Origin of the sequence: Intestinirhabdus alba, assembly GCF_009711095.1 — a bacterium.
GTDB classification, from domain to species: Bacteria; Pseudomonadota; Gammaproteobacteria; order Enterobacterales; family Enterobacteriaceae; genus Intestinirhabdus; species Intestinirhabdus alba.
Genome location: NZ_WMJZ01000004.1, coordinates 167,074 through 188,639, shown reverse-complemented (window position 1 = coordinate 188,639; position 21,566 = coordinate 167,074). Strand labels below are relative to the sequence as shown.

Annotated in this window: 24 protein-coding genes; 3 read left to right on the top strand and 21 right to left on the bottom strand. The window is 45.8% G+C overall.

Features of this window, described 5'->3' with window-relative positions:
• Window positions 1-751 precede the first annotated feature (751 nt).
• Window positions 752-1,720: a winged helix-turn-helix domain-containing protein gene (locus GJV78_RS04790; protein ID WP_155107246.1), complete on the top strand. Its 969-nt coding sequence runs from the start codon at window positions 752-754 to the stop codon at window positions 1,718-1,720.
• A gap of 10 nt (window positions 1,721-1,730) precedes the next feature.
• Window positions 1,731-2,174: a hypothetical protein gene (locus GJV78_RS04785; RefSeq protein WP_167519374.1), complete on the top strand. Its 444-nt coding sequence runs from the start codon at window positions 1,731-1,733 to the stop codon at window positions 2,172-2,174.
• Window positions 2,175-2,633: 459 nt separating this feature from the next.
• On the opposite strand, the gene GJV78_RS04780 is transcribed toward GJV78_RS04785, so the two are convergent.
• The 21 genes from GJV78_RS04780 to GJV78_RS04680 form a co-directional block, all read right to left on the bottom strand.
• A complete protein-coding gene (locus GJV78_RS04780; protein ID WP_155107244.1) occupies window positions 2,634-3,140 on the bottom strand; it encodes a hypothetical protein in 507 nt (168 codons plus the stop codon).
• A gap of 13 nt (window positions 3,141-3,153) precedes the next feature.
• On the bottom strand, window positions 3,154-4,044 hold the full coding sequence (locus tag GJV78_RS04775; protein ID WP_155107243.1) for a hypothetical protein: 891 nt from the start codon (window positions 4,042-4,044) through the stop codon (window positions 3,154-3,156).
• 3 nt (window positions 4,045-4,047) lie between these two features.
• The gene (locus GJV78_RS04770; RefSeq protein ID WP_230979069.1) at window positions 4,048-4,758 is read right to left on the bottom strand and encodes a hypothetical protein; all 711 of its coding nucleotides are present in this window, start codon (window positions 4,756-4,758) and stop codon (window positions 4,048-4,050) included.
• Window positions 4,745-7,303 (bottom strand): TcfC E-set like domain-containing protein, encoded by a 2,559-nt coding sequence (locus GJV78_RS04765; protein ID WP_155107242.1) that lies wholly within the window; start codon window positions 7,301-7,303, stop codon window positions 4,745-4,747. The genes GJV78_RS04770 and GJV78_RS04765 overlap by 14 nt, the downstream gene beginning before the upstream one ends.
• A gap of 16 nt (window positions 7,304-7,319) precedes the next feature.
• Complete coding sequence (locus GJV78_RS04760; RefSeq protein ID WP_155107241.1) at window positions 7,320-7,832, bottom strand: hypothetical protein; 513 nt, start codon at window positions 7,830-7,832, stop codon at window positions 7,320-7,322.
• A 48-nt stretch (window positions 7,833-7,880) separates the two neighbouring features.
• Window positions 7,881-8,420 (bottom strand): hypothetical protein, encoded by a 540-nt coding sequence (locus GJV78_RS04755; RefSeq protein WP_155107240.1) that lies wholly within the window; start codon window positions 8,418-8,420, stop codon window positions 7,881-7,883.
• 262 nt (window positions 8,421-8,682) lie between these two features.
• The gene (locus GJV78_RS04750) at window positions 8,683-9,930 is read right to left on the bottom strand and encodes a TadE/TadG family type IV pilus assembly protein (protein WP_155107239.1); all 1,248 of its coding nucleotides are present in this window, start codon (window positions 9,928-9,930) and stop codon (window positions 8,683-8,685) included.
• Window positions 9,906-10,265 carry a hypothetical protein gene (locus GJV78_RS04745; protein ID WP_155107238.1) on the bottom strand — a complete coding sequence of 120 codons (360 nt, stop codon included), beginning with the start codon at window positions 10,263-10,265 and terminating at the stop codon, window positions 9,906-9,908. The genes GJV78_RS04750 and GJV78_RS04745 overlap by 25 nt, the downstream gene beginning before the upstream one ends.
• Window positions 10,266-10,268: 3 nt before the next feature.
• A complete protein-coding gene (gene tadF, locus GJV78_RS04740) occupies window positions 10,269-10,847 on the bottom strand; it encodes a tight adherence pilus pseudopilin TadF (RefSeq protein ID WP_155107237.1) in 579 nt (192 codons plus the stop codon).
• Window positions 10,822-11,274, bottom strand: coding sequence for a TadE/TadG family type IV pilus assembly protein (locus GJV78_RS04735; protein ID WP_330998783.1), 453 nt, complete (start codon window positions 11,272-11,274; stop codon window positions 10,822-10,824). The genes tadF and GJV78_RS04735 overlap by 26 nt, the downstream gene beginning before the upstream one ends.
• 49 nt (window positions 11,275-11,323) lie before the next feature.
• Window positions 11,324-12,064, bottom strand: a complete 741-nt coding sequence (locus tag GJV78_RS04730) for a tetratricopeptide repeat protein (RefSeq protein ID WP_155107236.1) — start codon at window positions 12,062-12,064, stop codon at window positions 11,324-11,326.
• Window positions 12,051-12,887, bottom strand: coding sequence for a type II secretion system F family protein (locus GJV78_RS04725; protein WP_155107235.1), 837 nt, complete (start codon window positions 12,885-12,887; stop codon window positions 12,051-12,053). The genes GJV78_RS04730 and GJV78_RS04725 overlap by 14 nt, the downstream gene beginning before the upstream one ends.
• Window positions 12,887-13,759 (bottom strand): type II secretion system F family protein, encoded by an 873-nt coding sequence (locus GJV78_RS04720; protein WP_155107234.1) that lies wholly within the window; start codon window positions 13,757-13,759, stop codon window positions 12,887-12,889. Before GJV78_RS04720 ends, GJV78_RS04725 begins: the two co-directional genes overlap by 1 nt.
• A gap of 3 nt (window positions 13,760-13,762) precedes the next feature.
• The gene (locus tag GJV78_RS04715) at window positions 13,763-15,046 is read right to left on the bottom strand and encodes a CpaF family protein (protein ID WP_155107233.1); all 1,284 of its coding nucleotides are present in this window, start codon (window positions 15,044-15,046) and stop codon (window positions 13,763-13,765) included.
• Window positions 15,047-15,052: 6 nt separating this feature from the next.
• Window positions 15,053-16,090, bottom strand: a complete 1,038-nt coding sequence (locus GJV78_RS04710; protein ID WP_155107232.1) for a tight adherance operon protein — start codon at window positions 16,088-16,090, stop codon at window positions 15,053-15,055.
• A gap of 69 nt (window positions 16,091-16,159) precedes the next feature.
• Window positions 16,160-16,648, bottom strand: a complete 489-nt coding sequence (locus GJV78_RS04705; RefSeq protein ID WP_155107231.1) for a hypothetical protein — start codon at window positions 16,646-16,648, stop codon at window positions 16,160-16,162.
• On the bottom strand, window positions 16,645-18,054 hold the full coding sequence (locus GJV78_RS04700; protein WP_330998782.1) for a type II and III secretion system protein family protein: 1,410 nt from the start codon (window positions 18,052-18,054) through the stop codon (window positions 16,645-16,647). Before GJV78_RS04700 ends, GJV78_RS04705 begins: the two co-directional genes overlap by 4 nt.
• Complete coding sequence (locus GJV78_RS04695) at window positions 18,051-18,878, bottom strand: pilus assembly protein CpaB (protein WP_230979068.1); 828 nt, start codon at window positions 18,876-18,878, stop codon at window positions 18,051-18,053. Before GJV78_RS04695 ends, GJV78_RS04700 begins: the two co-directional genes overlap by 4 nt.
• A gap of 19 nt (window positions 18,879-18,897) precedes the next feature.
• Window positions 18,898-19,338, bottom strand: coding sequence for an A24 family peptidase (locus GJV78_RS04690; protein ID WP_155107229.1), 441 nt, complete (start codon window positions 19,336-19,338; stop codon window positions 18,898-18,900).
• A gap of 91 nt (window positions 19,339-19,429) precedes the next feature.
• The gene (locus GJV78_RS04685; RefSeq protein WP_155107228.1) at window positions 19,430-19,666 is read right to left on the bottom strand and encodes a Flp family type IVb pilin; all 237 of its coding nucleotides are present in this window, start codon (window positions 19,664-19,666) and stop codon (window positions 19,430-19,432) included.
• Between the two features lie 168 nt (window positions 19,667-19,834).
• Window positions 19,835-20,398, bottom strand: a complete 564-nt coding sequence (locus GJV78_RS04680; protein ID WP_155107227.1) for a winged helix-turn-helix domain-containing protein — start codon at window positions 20,396-20,398, stop codon at window positions 19,835-19,837.
• Between the two features lie 403 nt (window positions 20,399-20,801).
• Here GJV78_RS04680 and GJV78_RS23995 point away from each other — a divergent pair, with 403 nt between their 5' ends.
• A complete protein-coding gene (locus tag GJV78_RS23995; protein ID WP_209439231.1) occupies window positions 20,802-21,374 on the top strand; it encodes a LuxR C-terminal-related transcriptional regulator in 573 nt (190 codons plus the stop codon).
• Window positions 21,375-21,566: the final 192 nt, after the last annotated feature.

Genomic DNA, 21,566 nt, shown 5'->3' with positions numbered 1-21,566 from the left:
TTATTGCGATATAAAACTCTAAAATGATTTATGTTTACAGATTTGAATGGTATTAAAATCGTTAAATATCAATGGGTTGCTTTTTTGGGTTGTTAATTGTTTGTTTTTATCCATAGAAAACAGAGTGTTAAATATAATAAATGCAAAAATATTATAGATTTGACTGCGATCATTTTTTTTATAAAATGAGCGACTTAAGAATACCTGTGTGTAAAAATAGCTAAACAGGTAGTTTACTATTTTTTTATAAGTTAAGGAGCCATAACCGACTGGTGACGTTAATCACATCAAGGATAAATTGTTATACGGTAATAAATTATAATTCCTAAGGAATATAGCTTAATGGGGGGGCTTCCGGCATCATTGTAGCTATCATAATAAGAATTATATACCCTAAATAATTTGAGTTGCAGGACAAAACGCAGTGCGTTTTGAACAGTCCCAGGGCTGGCCCCGAAGGGGGGAGGCCCTCAGGCCGAATCATGCGGCGACGCTTGTTCGTGCCGGTCACATCGTTTGCTATGCTTCTGGAGATAAAGTCAGGGATATCTTTTTGTTGCTCAACAAAGACAGCCTGCAGCTGGGCGAAATCATGCCTGGTTAATTTGCCGGTTGCTTGCTGCCTGCATGTGACTCAAATTATTTAGAGTGTGGTCTATTTTTTATTTTTATTTGCTTATTTTGATTTGTGCGTATTTTCAGGATGTGTGAGTCGGTATTTATAATATTTCTATGATTAAGGATTGAGCTAATGATTCAGCAATATTTTTTAGATGAACGCATTAAATTTATACCTGCTGACAGTAGTCTTACTTATAGTCATGAGATGGACGACAGGCAGCGTTGTTTTTCACTTCCAGTACCAGCCTCCAGGCTTTTACAGGTATTGCTCGAACGAAGCCCGGAGATTATTTCCAGAGATGAGCTTCTGCTGGTGGTGTGGGAAAAGTATGGAATGAAAGGTTCTAAGCATAATCTTGCCCATTATACGATGATTCTGCGTAAAGTATTTAAGAGTATGCATATGCAAAAACAGGTGATCGTAACCGTGCATAAGCAAGGACTGAAGATTAATCCACTTGTTAACGTGAGGATGGCGGACACAGATACTGAAGGCTGTTTGCATAGCGCTCCCTCTTTGGTTACCAGTCGTCCGCCATATGCCGCTATTAAAGAAGCTTTTTCGCCATCGGATGCTTCTTTAAGGATAAGTTTTTCTAATATGAGGTCATGTAAACCTCATGACAAGCCAGGAGATAACGATCAGTTAGTACAAAAAAACACTTCATCGCCTCATCATCGGTCCTTTTGCCGTGCGATTCAGTATCGTTGTAACCGATGGTATATTTTAATCCTCATTATTGCGGCGATATTCTTGATAGCTGGTACAATCATGGGATTCAATCACTCAGGATATCCTGGCAGGTATTCAGAAAATAATTTGCGTCTGCTTACCGACCTCGAGCGTTGTAAGATATATACATTTAACTCCCGGAATAATGACGATCTGCTTATTAAAGATGTTCTTGGTAAGGTGAGATATTTTAGCTCGTCGACGCAAAAAGTTAATTGTAAGGAAGATCGGGTGCTTATTTACTCAACCGATGTGGTGTCTGAGGTTAATATAAATGATAAAAAGGAACATGCCAGCCTGACGTTGTGTACACCGTCCAGCAGCCTGGATGATCTTAATTCCTGCATTTCTCATTATTTTAACTAAGGAATGGAAAATGAAGATTCTATTATTGCTGTTGCTCTTAATAAAAGCATGCTGCGCTCAGTCGACAGAACTCGTTGGGCACTGCCGGGCTAAACTTCGTGTAAACAAAGAGGCGATGGATAAGCGAGAGGATACGCTGGCTCTGGATATTGCTATCGAATTTCTGGATGGGCAGCAGATGTTGTTTTTTATTGAAGGAATGACCGCCGTAGAAGGAAAAGAATATACCATATCACGTTACATTAATTTTAATTATAAAAGGGTGGGGGCTGATTTTTACCTGCTTCACAGAAGGGCAAGTGAGAAACTTAATTCTGATACTTATCCCGATAATGGTCTCATTGATTATTTTGGCGTTGAGTTTGAAAACCCTAAATACCATATATTAAAGTTTTATAATGGCTATCTTTTTGCTAATGTGTTCTCTCCGCTTTTTATATGTCAGAATTTATAACTTAATATCACCACGTAAGTCGGATCTGGATGGCCGGGAGCGTTTATACCCGTCATACTTCAAGCTGCATGTGTGTTGGCTGCGCTTGCTCACCCCGGTCACATAGTTCGCTATGCTCTCGGGGATTCGCTAGCTTGCCGCCTTCATGCAACTTGAATTATTTAGGGTATATACTCGTCATACTCCAGGTTGTATGTGCGTTGGCTTTATTTNTATACTCGTCATACTCCAGGTTGTATGTGCGTTGGCTTTATTTACCCTGAAGGGCCGCCGCCAGCGGCGTTCAAATCGGCCAGGCCGGCTTGTCCTCACTTATCCCGGTCATTGGCGACAGTAAACGTCCGGGAATTAATGAGGGGATACAGGAATGGTCGGTCAAAAATAACCCTCGCCGATGTGGATATACCTGGCCTGGGGAACGTCAACGGCTGATAATTCCCCTCCAGAGGAGGGGACGGGTCATACCTTAGGCCTTACGGTAATGGTATAGGTTCCGCTATATGTCCCTAAAGGAAAGGTTTCACTTCTGGCCGCTGATTTGAAGTTTAGCTTGACCCCTTTTTGCATATCCGGCACATCCTGTAAGGTCGGGTAAACCACATCGCTGAAGGGGTAAGAAGTTGAAACCTCGCCGCCGGTCTTGGGATTATACCAGGAGGTATTCAGCGCCATTACCGTATTATCCGGGCCGGTTAAACCTTTGGCAGGCGGTTCGCTAAGCGAGAGATCGACGGAGCTGGCATTTCCTATAAAATGGATTGGCGGCGTGCTGCCCTGCATATAGCCCGAGGCTTCCTGCATGGTTACGCCAATGGATTTGTTCGTTACATCGTGCCCATTTATATAAACGCTAACGACAGTGCTGATTTCTGCCTGCACATCAATAGAGGTTGTCACCGATACAGCGGCGTGTGCCTGGCTACAGAATGTCGCTATCAGCAGAGAGGGTAATATCGCTGTTTTCATTTTTTTCTCCAGTTTAACTTTCCGGGGTTACTACTGCCGTCACCGTATCTAATAAATGTGCTCCGGCGGTTAAACCGCGAACGGCCCTGCCCGGCAGGCTAAATTTCACGGTAAGCAGCTGCGAGGTTGCTATCCCTTCCGGTAATTCGCCCTGATAAGGCTGTGAAGGCGTAACTTCTACGTCTGACACATAGATTTGATAGGGAATAAACTTCCGATCGATTGAGGAAAGTAGCCGATAGCGATTCTCCTGTCGCTGGGAGGATTCAAAGGCGACTTTATACAGTATTGCCTCTTTACCTGCCTGTTGCGTTTTGCCTATGCGTAAATTTGCCGTGGCCGTCGTGTCGCGATGGGGGTCCACCATGCCGAGCTGCAGCGTTGGTTTGTCAAAGGCGGCGGTAATCGTTACCGCCTGCTGTTGTAAAAGCAGCAGATCCAGATAGACGGGAATAATACTGCTCTCGCTTCCCTGCCGACTAAAACGCACGCTACCTATTTGCTGGCGTACCGCGCCTGTTTGCCGCATCAATGACGAAAAATTATGAGCCGACGCGGCGTTTTTAAACTGCAGCCGGACGCGGCCGCTATCGGCAAGGTCTTCGATAACCTGCGGAATAGCGCAGGATAACGATTGGTTTTCCGGTAGGAGATTAACGGAGAGCTTAAGTTCTTCCAGCGCCAGAAATCCATTTTCACAACGGCCATTTCCGGCGGGCGTTAGTAAAACGGTCAAGGGCTTATCTGCGCGATATGGCGCGGTAATGATATCGTTTCCGCCCGAATTTAGCCCCTGAGTGTAAAAGCGGAGGGTGCCATTAGCCTGCGGTTGAACAATCAGCTCACCTTCGGCGAGCGCCGCGCAGGGGAGGAGTAAAATCAATAGAGATATCCATGAACGCATAGCTTACTCCTTACGCTGACACTGTTCATAAACCTGCATTTTGCCATCCATCTCGAAGGCGAGGCGATGATTGACCTTGAGCGTTCTGCTGTGCTCCGGGTAGACGTTGAAGCTGCCGGTCTGTATGCGGCCATCAATAACCATTTTACGCAGCTCGCTTCTGACATTACCGGTAGCCTTCAGGTGCCATTGATTTTTATCGCAGCTAATCTCGAGTTTTTGAGTATGTTTGCCCGCTGGCAGGTAACGAATTAATACATCATAACCAATCGCAAAACGGACCTTTCCTTTTTCAAGAGCCTGCTCCGGATAGCTTGGGCGAACGCGCAGCCGATAAACAGTCTCATGATCGACAGAACGCATAGGCATAATGCGTATCTTGCGTTCTTCGCCGTAAGGAATAATTAACTTAGTTGGTGAAAATACCAGCTCCGGATTCTCTGCGGCCAATACTTTCTCCATATCCTCTTTTGCTTCGCCAGGGTTTTTAATATGAAAAAGATCGATGGTGACAAATTCATATTGCTGGCTTTCTGAGCTGTTGTCCTCAGCGCGATCGTCATGGTGAAACATCGACTTAACTGTAATATAATTGTCCCGGGGCGTTTCTTCCTTAATGTCTTTAATAATTGGGAAAACCTCAATAGCTCTTGCAATGGTGGAATAGCCTGCTGTAATGCTGAGTAATAATACTAACCATTTACTGAATTTCACAATTAACCTCACGAATTTGCATAATGCCTTTAGTGACTTTTATGTTTTGTTGTAACAGCGGACAGGTAAAATCTTGTCCCTCTTTTTTAACCGTCAATGAAGTTAAATGCTCATTTGTTTGCAGCGTAAAGTCTGCGACAAATAAACCATCTTCATCTGACATTGAGTTACCGCCCACCACTCTGGCATTACTCAGCGGCTGGCCGTCAGAATAGAGACGTCCTGTGACGGTTTGATTTTGGGTGGCTGAGAGTTTGACCTGATATACCTGGCCGGGTTTGGCCCAGGTGGAGGTTGACTGAGTCTTAAGGTTATAGAATGCATCCGTTTTGTCGCTAAATACCTGTTCGGCTTCTGGCGCTATTTTTTGATAGGGCTGCATTGATAAGGTCGTTTTCTGGCCGCCTTTTACGATAGTTGGTGCCGAACTGCGGTTACGGATCTCAAAGTATTGATCTTTCGGCAGGTCGGTAGCGTCGACAATGAGTGCGGCATCATTATCCATTCGCCCCCACGCCGCGCCGTCAGCGCCAATAGCGAACCCGCTGCGCTGAGATAAATACTGCTGCTGATATTTGGCATCGCCAAATGATTTTGCTATGCCCGCTGAGGTATAGCCCAGGGCGTTATCAACGGTAATGGATGCGCCAGCGTTGTTTTCCTTTTGAGGCCCGTGCGCCATATCGGCTGTAACAGTATATTTTCCGCTCCGATCGAAATCCGGATTATCAAGATTTAACGCATAGTTTGCCGCATATGTATTATTCTGTAAGCCATCATCGCCGGACCGGGCGCGTAAATAGAGGGACTGTGAGTGGTTATAGCTACGCTCATGCATACCGAGGGTCATCTGAGCAAACAGCCGATCCTCGGTTATACTATAGGAATTTTTTGCATATGAAGTTTCACTAACGCCTCGATGATAGCCGAGATCGATTCGCATATTCAGCATATCGGAAAGGGTAAAATCACGGCTCAGGTTAATATCCCAGGTATTAAACTGGCTCTTATTACTGTGGCCGTAATCCTGATAAACCGTATTCAGACCATAGTTAACGCCCAGACCCACGTTCCAGGGGAGAAAAGTATTAAGCCCAAGCTGGAGGTAGTTAAAGTCATACGCAGGAACGATACCGAAGTGACGATAGTTTTTTTTATCGCCCCGGTAGCGGTTATCGCGATAGCTCAGGTTGAGGCCAACGGAGGCAAGATTTTTCATCAGGCCAATCTGATAGCCGCTGCTGCCATCCCGTCCATAGATGCCGTCGGCAAACAGGCGTTCAGCAATCCAGCTGTTAACGGGAATATCCAGACTGGTATTGGCGTATAACTGGGTATTATCAAGAAGCGCGCCGGCACCCGCTGATAGTGCGGATTCGGTTGTGTAGGCGAGCGAGGCGCTGGCGAGGTTATTATCGCGGGCCGTATTGAACGTATCGCTGTTGCACTGTGAACAACTCTTGCTGTTGGTGCGTAACTTAATGTCGTCCCGGCGGGGATCGTAGCGGCCCAGCTGCAGTAAGTATTCTATGTCTCCGGAGTGGAAGGTCCCGGTACGCTTAAAAAACGGTTGCGTTTTCTCCTCACGGCTGCCGTTGGTGAGTTTGGTAACCAGCTGGACGTCATAGCCGCCCGTTGGCCAGCTCTGGGTGTCAAGGGTCTGGAGACCGGCGGAGAGTTGTTGAATGTCTAATAATCGCCCGTTACGGTAAATTTCCACCGTTCCCGCCATCGGCATATAAAGGGTCACAGGGGATGCCGCACCTGTACCGGGAGCAATATAGTTATCCGTCATATAACCCAGCGATATACCGTCGAAACTCATGGCGTTATAAAAGCTATAGGCCATTGAGGGCGTGCTTCCCGACAGATTGTCGTGCAGGCGCTGACGACCTAATTTGAACCGGTTACTATTTTCTTCAAGATAGAAGGCCAGCTCATCAAGTTCAAAATTAATTGTGTCGGCATAGCTCCATGTCCCTTTCACATAGCTGCTACCGGTAAGATTTAAGGTCTCAGTGGAATAAACGCTAAGGCTGTTGCCATATGTATCATCCAGATAATTTATATTATGGCTGTGGACAAAGCCGCTATTATTTTTAAATGGAATGTATTTTCTGGCGGCCTTTTTACTGTCGTTATTAAATAGTGCGGCCGGAAATAAAAGCTGTAGCGTGGTGTTTGACTCATCAAGGTAGACAACGATTTTCTGTTTGGCAAAGCCTGCCTTATTAACGCGCGGTAAAGGAGATGAAAGTTGTGACAGCAGCGCCTGTCTGGAAATGTTCAGGGCCGGCATATCCGGAGCGGTAAGTCGATCCACAATAACCCGCGGTGAAAGCAGTTTGGCTTCATGTTGATCATATTCAATGCCGATGGAGCCTAACGATTCATCATCGAAAAGGATGTCATAAATAGCATTTTGTTTAGCATTAAAGATGTCCTCAAAACCTGCCGGTAAAAATGGCTCAGAAGCCATTAGTGGTGAAATACTGCCAACCCCAATTCCGAGCATAATCATGCTGATTTTTATTTTTGAGTTCATGATTTCCCTTAACTTTTTAAATGACAGGTGCAACGGTCAGCGTAAACGTATTGGCATAGTCGCCTTTTTTATAGAAGCCGGCAGTTTTTTGGGAAATAAATTTTATTTTTATACCGTTGCGTATAGTTCCCTGTGAGATATTATTGATAACCGGAATGCGTAGCGGTGTCGTTGCATCACTCTCTTTTTGGTTAAAAATAAAACTACCTGTTAGTATGATTTTATCATCGCCGCCAATCGTTTGCGGAAGTACAAATTGGTTATCACTAAATACGATATTAGCCTGGGGAACATTTCCTACAACATAGAAAAATGTGGAGGTTTTCTCAAATTTTTGAGAATTCCCGTTGATCGGTAATGGGAAATCTATCTGATCGCCATCAACCGGTTTCCCTTCATAGTAAAGCGCGACCCTGGCTACAGATTCGGCAGCGATATCTAACGAGACCTGAGAATTAGGAATGCAGAACGCCATCTGACTCCATAACAGAACGACCATACCGCTACCGACAATAAAGTTATTCTTCATAGTCTATTTAACGGGGCTACCGGAGTAGCCCCTTCCGATTAAAGAGTATTAAACTTTAGCAACCACATTGGCGTAGACAACGCCGGTGTAATTACCCTGACCAATATCGGTATAATTGGCGTCAGAGACAAATTTAAAGCGTACCGGCATTTCACCGTGAGTGCCGTTTGCTTTCAGCGAGAAGTCTTTGCTATCGCCGGATTTAGTAAACTGCTGGGCACCATCAGCGGTAATGCTGCTGATTTGATAAGTCATGTTATTAAGAACATCGCCCTGAGTGCTGTAAAGCGTGAAGGGGCTACCTGTTGCAACGGCGCTATCATCCAGCGTCAGTGAGACGTCCAGTTTGCTGACATCGTTATTCCACAGCGCCAGCTGTTCAGTCTGGGCCTCCATTTTTCCACTGGCTGCCGGCGTCAGGACTACATCAAGATCGGTGATTGGACGGCCGCTTGGATCGGTAATCATCGCGCTGTCCGGTACATTTGCGCTGACGTTGAATTTCGTATCATAGTTTGACGGCGAGGCTGCCAGCGCCGATGCGGAAACAGCCATCACTGCGATTGCGGATAATACTTTTGCTTTCATTGATTAAAAATTCCTATGTGCTGCTACAACTTGTAAAGAGAAGCGCTATATATTAGTAACTTCTCCTCTCTTTTATAGTTTAGTCACATGATTGCCTATAAAAGTTTCTCTGGCCGGCCCTTTAATAGGTTGAGTCTAAACTATACCGCCAAGAGTACCTGCTGAGGATAATGAAATCTTCAACCGTAGTCTCACTTAGTCTCAAGAAAACTTATAATAATACATTTGTTATTATCGCTATCTCAAGAGTGGCGTTTTCCGCTTATTTATCTTTTAAAATATTATGTCCCACTTCCTCAAATACCGCTCTGCGCAAGTCATCCTCCAGCTCTTTGATATTTTGTGGGAGGTAGAAATTTTTCTCGCCAACGCAGCGTTTCCAGTCGAAGGTGGGATTATAATTAATGCCGATAAAAGATATTTTACCTACGGAATCTTTAGTGGTAATAACTTCACGAATCTTATCACACATGCCTGCGTTAATAAGATTAGGCGTGAGGCGAATAGTTTCAGGATCGTCCGTACCATCAGAAACAATCACCATCACTTTACGCGATGCCGTACCTGAGGCCAGATAAGGAACGCCAAGCAGCACGCCGGAACTGACCAGCGTGCCACCGTTGGCGGTCATGGATGCTATCTGATTAATGGCGGCAGGAGAATCGGTAAGCGGCACTTTGTGAGAGCCACTGGTTTTCAGACAGGTGCTATCATTGACATTTTCCAGCGGGATCTGGATATCGCTGACTTTATTAGGGATGGCGGCAATCGTGCCGGCAATATCAACATAATGTTCCAGGTTACTATAGTCACCGCCGGCAAGAATATCTGGAGGAACAACGGTGGAACTGGCAAATGGAAAATCACAGGAGTCGCCTTCTTTACCCCCCCAGCCAAAAGGGACGAATCCTACCTTATTATCTATATTGTAAGAAAATAGCTCATCGGAAAGTTGAAGTACGATTCGCTTTAGCTCAGCAAGCTTAGTGCTGCCGCCAAAACTCTCATTCATAGAGCCGGAAAAGTCGGTGACAAAGATAACGTCCATGTTAGAGCGGTATTTCCGCGCCGCGCCGTTGTCGCCAATCGTCACCTCTTTGCCAAAACCGGGGAACAGTCCTGAGGAAAACCAGGAGTTTTGTTCAGTGCGATCGCTGACCCGATATTCCACATAGGTCAGGTTTTTATTGTCGGGCGAAACGCCGTGCAATATCTTAACCGTAGGCGTCGCCACCGCGGTGGCATGGCGCATATAGGCCGCGAAATAGGCTTTTGAAAGTTCTTCGTTGCGCGGTGAGGGGCCATTATCCTCGGCCGTCAGGGCCAGCGCCGCCTGCTCCATTGAATCGGATAATCGGGCACGTTCAGTAATATAGCGCGATCCTTCCAGACCGAAGGCTGCCATACCGAGCAGAAAACCGGACATCATAACGAAGCTAATGGCAAAAGCTCCGCGCCTGTCGGTGCAAAAACGCACCCATGGCCTCAGCATTTTTTGACACACAGACATAGTTGCTCCTTATTTTTTAATGCGATACGCAGCTGCTCTGTTTTTTCATTCAGGCAAATAAGATAGGGAAGCCCCTGGGGACGATATTGCGATATCGCCTTGCCGGCGCTGTCGCGCACGTAGCGGAGTGTTCCTGAAAAAGGAAAGCTCTGCTTATTAATGTCAAATACCTGAACGCTTAAATCCGCACGAAGCGTGGGGCTAAAAAACAGCATCTTATTAACGTCTGCTACCAGGCGAGCCTGGAGAGGCTGTGAGGAATCAATAAAGATCACAGCCTGTGATTGCGCTGCCAGGAGTTGGGACCAGAACAGCAGTAGAATTAACCAACGCATCGTTCAGCGCAGCATCACGATGGCAAAAGACGACATTGTCGGCGTTTGCTCAGTGGAGGTCAGACGGGTAAACCAGCTGATCGTCGGCAGGCAGACCGTAACCTGATACAGAGGCACCCAGCGTCCATAGCTGCCCTTGGGGGTTAGCTGCGTCAGCTGATTGAGCGGCTGCGGCGGAGAGCATTGGGCCTTACCGCTGCCGCTTCTCCAGCTTTTATATATTTTGATGACCTTACTGGTGTCTCCCAGGCGAACAGGATCGTCAAAATGCAGCTCCTCAACCACCATCTGGAGCTGGCTCAGGTCGGCGCTCTCCGTCATATCCTTTAACATGCGTTTCGCGAGGCCGAGTGCGGCATCAATATCGTTTTGCTGAAGCTCCTCCCGCCCCTCAAAAAGCTGAATTCGCTCGCGAAGTACCCCGGAGACAGAGTAAGAAACCCTGTCCAGCTTCCCGATCATCGCCTGGCGCAGCACCAGATCGCTCAGGAAAAAGAGAAATAAAAATAGCGCGATAGAAATCAGGACAAACTCAACGGCGACGGCAGCTTTGCGGTCAGTCCATAAATTTTGAACGTTCATATTCCTGAACAAAGATCACCTCACGATTCAAAAAGTTATTAGCCCAAAAGCCGGGGAAGGGAAAAAACATCGGGTGGTAGTGATACTTAACCTGATAGCGGGCAAGGGGCATATTGGTAACGTTCGCGGTTTGACCTCCGCTGGCCGTCATATCGGCGATCGTAGGCGCGAATGAAATGTTTATTTCAGTCGCATCAGCGCGCGTCAGAAATGACCAGAGGTGGCCGCCCTGATTCAGTAAACGTGTCTCAAAGCGGGTGCGATAATCCTGTAAGCCGCTATCCGCTGGGGCATTTTTCGCCTCTTTTGCGGCTTCTGAAGTGGCCAGATCGAGAACCGAGGAGATATAGGCCAGGCGCGCTGTCTCCGCAACGAAGAGCACCAGAAAAATAAATATGATAACGGTCAGAGCAAATTCTACCGTCACCGCGCCGCTGCGGCAGCGACGCAGACGATGGATAAGGCGAGCAGAGGTTTTAAGCATTAATATCCTCTCCGGTAGCGGTGATGCGTGCCAGGGCATCAATAAGTTCATCCGGATGGCTGGAGAGGTTTTCACTTTGAATAATGCTTCTGGCGTAGCGAATATCACCAACCTTGACCAAAGAAAAAACTAAGTTGCGCAGCAACTGCGCCTGTTTTCTGCCGCGCAAATATTGCGGTAATAAAATACCTACCGCATCCTGGTAACGCTTATCAAGCAGGTTGATCATCGCCTGATTATTTAAGGCGACATCGTCGGCAATAAACAGGGTGCGTGATTGATCAATCGCCGCGGTGGCCTCAGATAATTTTCCGGATAGCGCCAGCGCAATGCCTTTCAGGTTATAGGCTTCAGCGCTTTGCGGCTGGGTCTGCAGTATCCTGTCGGTCACTCTGATCGCCGGAGCGTAGTCGCCAAGAGCAATCATATTTTGCGCCTGCAGAGTATAAACGCGGATATCCGCTTTTTTATATAAGGGCTGTAGATAATAGAGGGATGATTTATAGTCACCGGCCTGATAATAAAAGCGTGATAATTTTAATCGTGCCTCTGGATCCTCCTTCTTGCGTAACCAGCTGCGATAGAGGCTGATTAAGCCGCTATAATTTTTAGCTTTAAGTAGGATATCTTCCCGGTAGTTCATTTCGGCCGTCGTCGCGGGAGCCCGGGCAGCGCATCCGATGAGTACCGTGGAGCAAAGTACAATTATACAGCCTGCTTTAAAAAATCGCATTTTTCATTATCCTCAAAATACCCGGTGCGGCAATTAATATGGTGATAGGAAACATAATAAACAGGATCAGCGGTACGCTCATTTTCGCGGACAGCTTGCCGATTTTTTCTTCTGATTCCAGAAGCTGCATCATGCGAATATCTTTTGATAGCTCCATTAAATTTTCATACAGGGAGGTTCCGTAATGGACGCTCTGCTGCAGGGTCGAACAGAACATGCGTAATTCCGTTTGATCCATGGAGCGATATATTTCCATTAACGCATCTTCAAGGCCGCTTACCTCCGCGCGTTTTATTAAATGACGCATCAGGCTGCCCAGGTTAATATCCAGTTCATCCGATCTTTCGGCAATAAATTTTATGGCGCTTTCAACGGTCATCCCTGCCTGTACGCATACCGCAGTCAGGTCAACGAAATAGGGCAGCGCATCCAGCATAAGCTTGATTTTTGTTTTGATTACCGGTCCTGTCAGCAGGGCCGGCAGAACAATTATCGCAACCAGAAACAGCATGGTACATACGGCGACAGAGGGCAGACTAATCGACAGTAAATGGGTAAAGCTGCCCACCAGCAGGCCGCCAGCAAAAAAGGCGCAAATGCGCAGCTTCAACGTTAAATCTTCATCAAGCCGTCGAAGAAACCGCAACCATTGGCTGTTATCGATAATCATCTCCCGGTAGTCCAACTGCGTCTGGATAACCTGGGAATCATTCGTTTCTGAAGAAATAAACTGCTGATTTTTCTTCCACAGCAGCAGCTGGCGAACAGCCAGAGCAATAAGAATGACGCCCAATAATAGCAGACTCAAATAAAATAAATTCATCAGGTTGCCTTTCTGAGTAGATACCAGATAATCGCCATGCCTATAAGCTCGCTGGCGATGACATAGTAAAGAATTAACCTGCCAATGCTGTCGTGAATAATAAAATCAAAATTTTCCGGACTAAAATACTTCATGCCACAAAAAAATAGTAGCGGAATCGCTGCGACAATCTTTGCCGAGGTTCGCGCTTCGGACGTCAGCGCGGCTTTTCTGCGGGCCATATTTTTACTGTTTGTAATAATCCTTGACAGGCGTCCAATCAGAACCCGAAGTTGTCCTCCCAGCTGCATACTGACCAGCATAACAATATTAAAAAAGTAAAATTCACGGTATTGATACTCTTTCCAGGCGTCGTTAAAAACACGTTCAGGCTCCTCGCCGAGATTAAGCCGCTGATTAATGCGTTTAAATACCAGGCCGATATCGCCATCAATACCGGAACCGCATCGGTGGAGCGCCTGATGAATACTGTTGCCTGCTGAGACTGCGGAGTTCATTACTGATAACACTTCCGGAAAACTTGCTTCGAAATACCTTCGACGAAGACTTCTGCCAATTCTGATCTGCAGAATAAATGCGCTCGCCATTAGCATGACTAAGAACATTGGCCAGTTAAACTTAAACCAGTTACCGTTGACGACCAGTAAAGCCACAATGAGAACCGCAGTGATAATCGCCCCTTTCATCCCTTTAAGGCTGTAGTCGCCAAAAGCGTACTGTTGCCACTCGTTCCAGTACGCTCTGGCATAGACATAGGGGAGAAAATCTTTTTTTAATGAGGTTTCTGACGCTACGCTGCGAATTATTTTGTGCCACCGCAGATAGTTCATTATCAATAGTGCGGCACCAATAGAAATGATGATGTAGAACATAGATCACTCCTTCAAGCCAAATATCTGCTTAAGCTCATCGACAAGATCAAACATAACCGCGTTATGCATAACTGCGGAACGCATCAGAATACCGTGATTGATAAAATCTCCTTTGATTTTACCATCCTCACCGCGTTCGCTCTGGCTGGCGAATGAGAAAATATCTTGCAGGATGACGCGATCGCCTTCAATGCCCATAACCTCACTAATGTTCATTATTTTACGGCTACCATCATTAAGTCTCGAAACCTGAACGACGATATTAATCGCGGAAACGATATTACGCCTGATGGATTCCATAGGAATATTCATCCCGGCCATCATGACCATATTCTCAAGACGAGAAATGGCGTCTCGCGGGCTGTTGGCGTGAAGCGTTGACATGGAGCCGTCATGGCCGGTATTCATCGCCTGGAGCATTTCAAACGCTTCTTCGCCGCGACATTCCCCAACGATGATACGGTCAGGACGCATACGCAATGAGTTAATGAGTAATGAGCGCATGGTGATTTGCCCGGTATTTTCTACGCCGGCCAGCCGTGTTTCCATACGCAGGACGTGGGGCTGCATCAGCCGTAGCTCGGCGGCGTCCTCCATGGTAATAATACGCTCGGTAGGATCGATATATTTGGACAGAGCGTTAAGCAGCGTTGTTTTCCCGGAGCCGGTCCCGCCGGAGATAATAATATTAAGACGCACGCGGGCGGCGATGATCAGGAAGTTTGCCATCTGGCCGCTTAGCGCGCCAAAGTGAATGAGATCCTGCAGCTCAATATTACTTTTACCAAATTTTCGAATGGATATTGCCGTGCCGTCCAGAGAGACAGGAGGAATCGCCACGTTCAGTCGGCTGCCGTCAGGCAGACGGGCGTCGACCAGCGGTTGTCCTTCATCCAGCCGGCGACCTACCCGCTGGACGAGACGTTTCGCAATATCCGTTAATTGGGCGTTGTTAATAAATTTCTGCTCGGTCAGCTCCAGCTTACCGCGGCGTTCGATAAATATTTTATAAGGCCCGTTAACCAAAATATCATTGACGCTATCATCCTCCAGCAGAGGTCTGAGCGGACCATAACCGATAATTTCATCGGCCATAATTTCAGCCATCTGGCGTTGGGCATGGCTGTTCAAATAAATATTTTGCTGCTCAATAACCTTTTCGATCAGTCGGCCCATTTCAATCAGCAGCAGTGAACGATCGTTAATAAGCCCCTCGATCTTGTTAATCTCAATGGTCTTAAGAACATCATCACGAATTTTTTCTTGCAGAGCGGTATTCATATCCATTTATCGTTACGATTTCTGAGTCAGGCGGATGAGAAAACGTGAAGAAGCTGGCGCGGGAGCGCCTAATACACGTTGAGTAAGTAAATCAATAGGCGATAAGCTCTTGCGCAGCTTAAAGGCCGGCAGGCCGGTCGATTTTTTATAGGGAAAGACGATATCTAACTGGCGTTCGAGCAGGGATTGCAGCTCCTCAATGCTTAACATGCCCGGCATAACGGGACGGCTGTCGCTAAGGCACAGGATCAACCGCCGCGGCGTGGACTGAGAACGGTTCAGCGAGTCGAGAATGCCTGTTATGGTGTGCACAATACGCACCGATGCCATCGATCTGTCGAGGACGAGGATCAGGCAGGTTGTATTTTCGACCAGCTGGCGCAGCGTTTCTTTGCTGGAAGCGTTAATCGTCTCTTCGAATAGCACAAAATTGTACTTATCGTAGGTATTTTGCTTGAGGTCGGGCAGGCTTTCCGCATCCAGCTGCATGGCATCCAGGTGCTTATTGACCGGGGTGATATCCTGTACCAGTTTTTTACCTATAAGCAGATCCAGATCGTGTGAACCCGTCAGCCCCTGAATAAACAGGGTTGGCATCGATCGGCGTTGGACCATTTGCTGCGCCAGCTGCCAGGCAATTTGTGTATTGCCGATACCGCCTTTACAGCCGAGTACGCTGATACAGACCGTATTACGCGGAGAGTGTGCCAATGTGCCGGCTGTTGCCGCGGCGATCAGCGCTTCTGACTGCGCCTTCAGGTTGAAGTAGAAGATGCCCTGACGGGAAAAAGATTGAGCGAGCGTAATAGAGTCGCTGTCGCCGACGACACAGCACCAGATATCGCGGGGAATAACCGTCTGGATTCGGGTAATCACAGCCTCTGGATCGACACATTGACCAATATCGAAGATAACGCCGGCAGCGTTAGCCGGAAGCGAGAGTTCGCTATGAGTCATCAGATCCTGCGAAAATGAGCCAACGTCGCTAAAACCCGCCGTGCGCAGCATCTCGCTCAGCGATGTATTAACGCTCTCCCTTGCGGAGTACACTAAGAATATTCTCTCTTGAACAATATTCTTATCGTCTTTTTGCGGAAAGAGTAACATTACTGTTAAGCCTTAAAAATTAAAATGATAGGGATTAATTATTGAGGAGCTACGTGTATTATTAATGGCACAGCCCATCTCATCATGGTAATCAAAGTTATAACGCTGAGCGCGGTAACTACATTCAGGTAGCCGGAGAATTATTTCCTGAATGATAACTTTGATGCCATTGACCGCGTTGTTTGTAAAACCTCCGCTGGCATACTCAATCTGGATCCGCTCAGGCGCAACGCCTCCGGTTATTAATCGTTGGCGCAAGATTTTGCTTATATCTGAGAATTCATCATTAGCCCAGTATATCTTTATGGTGCCCGTAAAGTTTGCATTTACTTTGGATAAAAGTTCTCCCACCAGAACTTCAGTTTCTATTTTTCCTGGATCGTTTAAAGTAAATTGTTGTTCGCGTATTTCAGGTTGACCATAGGTTTCTGCACGGCACAGGCCGGGAATAAACAGCATCACGCACAATAATGTACTGAATATTTTGTTAGGTAAACTCATTTGATAAACCCTCCCTGCTCCATAAAATCCAGGGCCTGTTTGCGGTTGTGAGAATCGCTAATATTGCTAAAGTTGAGAAAACGCGCCCAGGTCGACGTCCGCTGAAAATCAGGGATCACGACGTCATGAATACCAACCGGCTTCACCAGGTTTACCGTCGCGACGACCATCAGTTCGCCGCGGGTGCGTTCGGTGGTGGCATTGCGAAATAACGCGCCGAGGATGGGGACATCGCCAATAAAGGGGATTTTGGCCAGCGCCTCTCGCTCGTTATTACTGATTAAACCGCCCAGCAGGAAACTTTCGCCGTCGGCAAGCTCTACGGTCGTGCGCGCCCGCCGCGTCTGGAAGGTGGGGAAGCTATCGCCGCTTGTGGTATCGAATTTATCATCCACATTGCTTACCTCTTCGCCGAGGGTAATGCGAATTTTTTTGGTGCTGTTCACCTTGGCACCCACGTTCAGCTTAATGCCGAACTCCTTATACTGGACGTTGGTGCCGTTATTGCCTGAGCTGGTCACCACGGGAACTTCGCCGCCGACGAGAAACTCTGCGGTTTCACCGGAGAGGACGGAAAGATTGGGTTCGGCTAATACTCTGGCAACGGAATCATTACTGATGGCATGTACCAGCCCGGTGAGCGTATCGGCATCAAACTTGATAAAGCGGAACGTGCCCGGCGAGGCCCCAACGGAACCCCAGTCGATACCCACGTTGTCGGTAAATGTCTTCGTCACCTCAACCACAGAGAGTTTGACGTTAACCTGATTAGTGACGGGCAGCTGAAGTTTATTAATGACGTTTTCATAGATAACTTCATCAAGCCACGAGGCGCTGTTATTTTGTCCCCCACCGCTGTCGCTTCCACCGCCGGAGCCTCCTAACGAGGCGATCTGTTTTTTATTGACGACCTTTTTAGCGCCGGTTCCTTCGCCTACGAGCTGATAGATCCTGTCCCGGTCATCCTCTGTGGGAACGGTGCCGCTGATAATATAAGTTTCGCCCATTTTCTGAATCGAAACATGGCTGTCAGGAGAGATCTGCGCAATTTGCTTCTGGACGGCGCTAAGCGTCGGGTCAACGATAATTGTACTCTTAATAAGCCGATCGCCATTTTTATCAAATGCAATCAGGTCGGTACGTCCAGGATCGCGCGCGTAAACCATCACGCTGCGATTGCTGATGATTTCATAATCAGCAACTTCAGGTGCTGAAATAAACACGGTATCAATATCGCCCTGCGTCTGGATGACTTCGGAATCGCCCGTATTCATATACAGCTCTGCTGCGAACGCATTCGCGCAGAAGCTTAATCCGATGACCCAAAGCAGGAATCGGATAGTGATACGCAGATTCCGATATCGTTGAAATAAAATGAGCAATTTTGAGCCGGAATGCTTAATCACTTGCCACCTCTCAATTCTTTAACGGAGCGGAGTTGGGGTAAAACTTCATCCATTTTTACCGTTACGTTGTCTTGATCGCGGGTAACGGGAAACAGCAAAATGTCCCCGGCTTTTTCAACTACGCGCAGGTTTGCTAATTGTTTTCGATTCATACGCAGCACTATCGTACCTACTATATTTTTTTGTCCGTACGCGCGACCTGCGGTTGACAGTTTCTTTTGTTCATTGACTTGCAAAATACTTATGGGGTCGGAGATTCTGTTCAGCGTATATTTTTTCATCTGAGCGTCTGGATTAATACTCCCTTCAGGAACAAGGCCAATTTTATCTTTCTTATCTTTTTCAACTTCAATGAGTCTGATATATAAGGAGACGCGATCGCCGACTGCGAGTGAGGAGAGGAGATAGGCATCGTCCTCGCCTACCTGATATCCATAGGGCAGTTCATCCGCTTTCAGGCTATGAATTACAAACGTTTTACTGGTCGGTGCCTCAATGAACGTGGGCAAAATAGATGAATCCTGAGATATATTGTTGCGTACCAGATAACCTGTGAGATTCTTTGTACCTAATAAAGAAATGTCGCGAATATCTTTTTGATTATCATCGATCTCGATTGTTCTTAATTTATAGTCTTCTGCCCGTAAGATCTCTCTGGGAGTAAGGCTGTGCGTTGCCTCAGCGATAACAATGGTCTTTTTTGCAGCCTTTGTTTGTTTGATTGAGGTTTCATGAGGTGTTGCAGTATTCTTTTGAGTAATAATGCCTATAACCCCAACAGCTATCACAATAATTGAAAGAAAAAAAAGCATTCTATGATTCATTCATTCTGTCCTTTTAAGTTCAAAAAGTGAGCAGGGATATAGGATATGTAAAAAGAAAAGCCAATGAAATCGGTACGGCATAAGGCACACCGCTTTGGCGTATAGCGGTACGAAAAAAAATAAGGCCGATCAATACGACAAATCCTCCCCAAAAAGCCATCGTAATAAAGAAATTAACCAGAATATGGCTATTCATTGACAGCGAAAGAACGGTCAGCAGCTTTACGTCACCGCCGCCGATAGCGCCAAGCGAAAAAAATAAAAAACCAGAGAGCAGCACCGTTCCCGCAGCAGCAAAGTTAGGCATTTTATGCTGTAATAATATAAAAGGGATCAGGAGGCCGAGCAGTATCAACAGGGTTCGATGTGAAATGAGGCGCAGCAGAATATCCTCCCACGCAATAAATACGAGGAGTAGAGTTATCAATAAAAAATCAATTCTTAGCACCCATGTCGCCATTATCTTTCCAGCCTGCCGTTTATAGAAATCATAAATGCTGTAAGAACATAATCCATTACGCCCTTACAGCCTCTAGAGAGTAATCGTTTTATTATGGATTCGACGAAGAGATCGTTACCTGAGAAATCGCCTGCGCAATTGCATCAAAGGCTTTTTTCAGTTCGCCCAGGAAGCCGCTGTTTTGATCGCCTAAAATATAGGCCAGCAGGGTAGCCATTGCGACCCCAATCAGGGCATATTCAATTGCCGTTACGCCGCGACGATCCTTTCCAAACTGCTCAAGACGAATGAGAGTCGCAACATAGCATTTGGTAATTAAGTTATTCATGTTTTTCCTTTCAATGATATATGTAACCCAGTATCCCGTGTTTCATTAGGCTACTTGCGGATGATTAATTGTCTGTAATTTAATGTCTCAGTTGCTCTGAGACGTCGCTATAGTTGCCGTATTTTAAATTTTTGTCCTCATTCGTATCATAGTTACTATCAGATTTTCTCAATGAAGAAGTATAAAGAGCATCACAATCAACGTTATTAACCAGCACATCGCTAAAGCGGCAAGGATACTTATAAAAAGATTCCATTGTTTTGTTTTGTACCATTCTATATGAGTATCGTCGTGATCTATCAGCGTCTGTAACTCGCCTTCGGTTGAATCTGATAAGCGTTCCTCAAGCTCAAACATATGGATATCAGCGCTCCGAACTTCTGTATTCTTGCTAATGTCGCTACTATGCTTTTCAATTTTTCCCATATATTTAACGCCCTTGCGTGGGATAGTTTTGATTAGCGAACCGGGCAAACCAGCCATATCGAGAGCCTTTCTTAGCATATAAATTTGACCATAATAGCTGCTATCACTTACCGAGCCGCGCTGTTCTCGCCAGACCTGGTTTATGATATTCTGCTTATCGGTTTCACCCTGCAAGAGCAGTAACAAGAAGCGATAGCTATTTTCTGACAAGCTGATTGTGCTGCCTGTGGCTGTGATAATGCATCGTAACTCCGGGAGGAATCTAACTCCTTGATCTAAAGAGAAAAATATATTTTCATCGCTCATTTGCTAAACTCCAGTTCCTGTTTACATACTACCCAAATAAGCGTATGAGGCCAGTCAGTTAGCACTATATAATAGTTACCGCGAATATAAACCAGGTCTTATAAGAAAAGAAAGTGTTTTACTCTCTTTTTCTCTTTTTATTTTCACTAAACTTCTTAGTGAGAATTTTTATAAATTTATATTTTGCCGATAAATATAAAACTAAGATCTATAATGTAGATACACTTATACTAAACAGGGCGTGATTTATGTATTTTTCTGAATAATATTTATAAATTTGTATTTTTATTCCAATGAGTTTTTTTGAGAGTTGTTATTGTATTTATGAGGACATTGTTTAATGTGATGTTTTAACTTTATAGCTGAGGGTGGTGTCTTTTAGAGTGAGAGGTGGAGTATGATCGTGAGGAACTTCTTTTATATAGGGGATAATGCTTTTTGTAAACTATCGATTGAGTATCTGCTTCATAAAATTACGTGGGGAACTTATATTGGTGAAGCTATTTTTGTGATTGAAAGCCATAAATTTCAGACCTTATCTGTTTTGCAACATAAACTTCTTTTAATCAAAAAAATCTATCCAGCGGCAAACGTCTTGTTTATCAATACCAGGCGTAATTTTCTCCCGCTGGATGCAAAATACTGCATTAACATTGAGGCGTCTTTACTGCTCTGGAAGAACAAGCTGAGCCGCTTTTTTATGAGTAAAAGTAATATTGATGAAGTTATCGGAATCTGTTCGCTTAGCTATTATGTATCAACCTTATCTCCGATGGCCCTTAGAGTGACGATTCTCCTGGCGAAAGGATACACGGTATCTGATATTGCAAAATATATCTCAGTTACTGAGAAATCAATTTACGCCTACGCGACCAAGATCCGCTATAAGCTCAATCTGGCCTCATTGGTACAACTCTGTTTTTATCTTGAGAAAGAGTTCGATGCCGAAAACCCTGCGCTTTGCCTGCCTGAGTGATTGCGACAGCCCATCGTTAACAAAACATATGGCAGGATTGTCTGCTGGCGCTGGAACCACTATACACAAACACGCGCTGTAGCGATGCCTCATGAGACTCTGTAAAAAGAAAAAGGCCATTAATTTACAATGGCCTCAGGTTGATGACAAAGAGGGAAAAAACGTGGTTTTTCCCTCTTTGTGGTTAGCAGC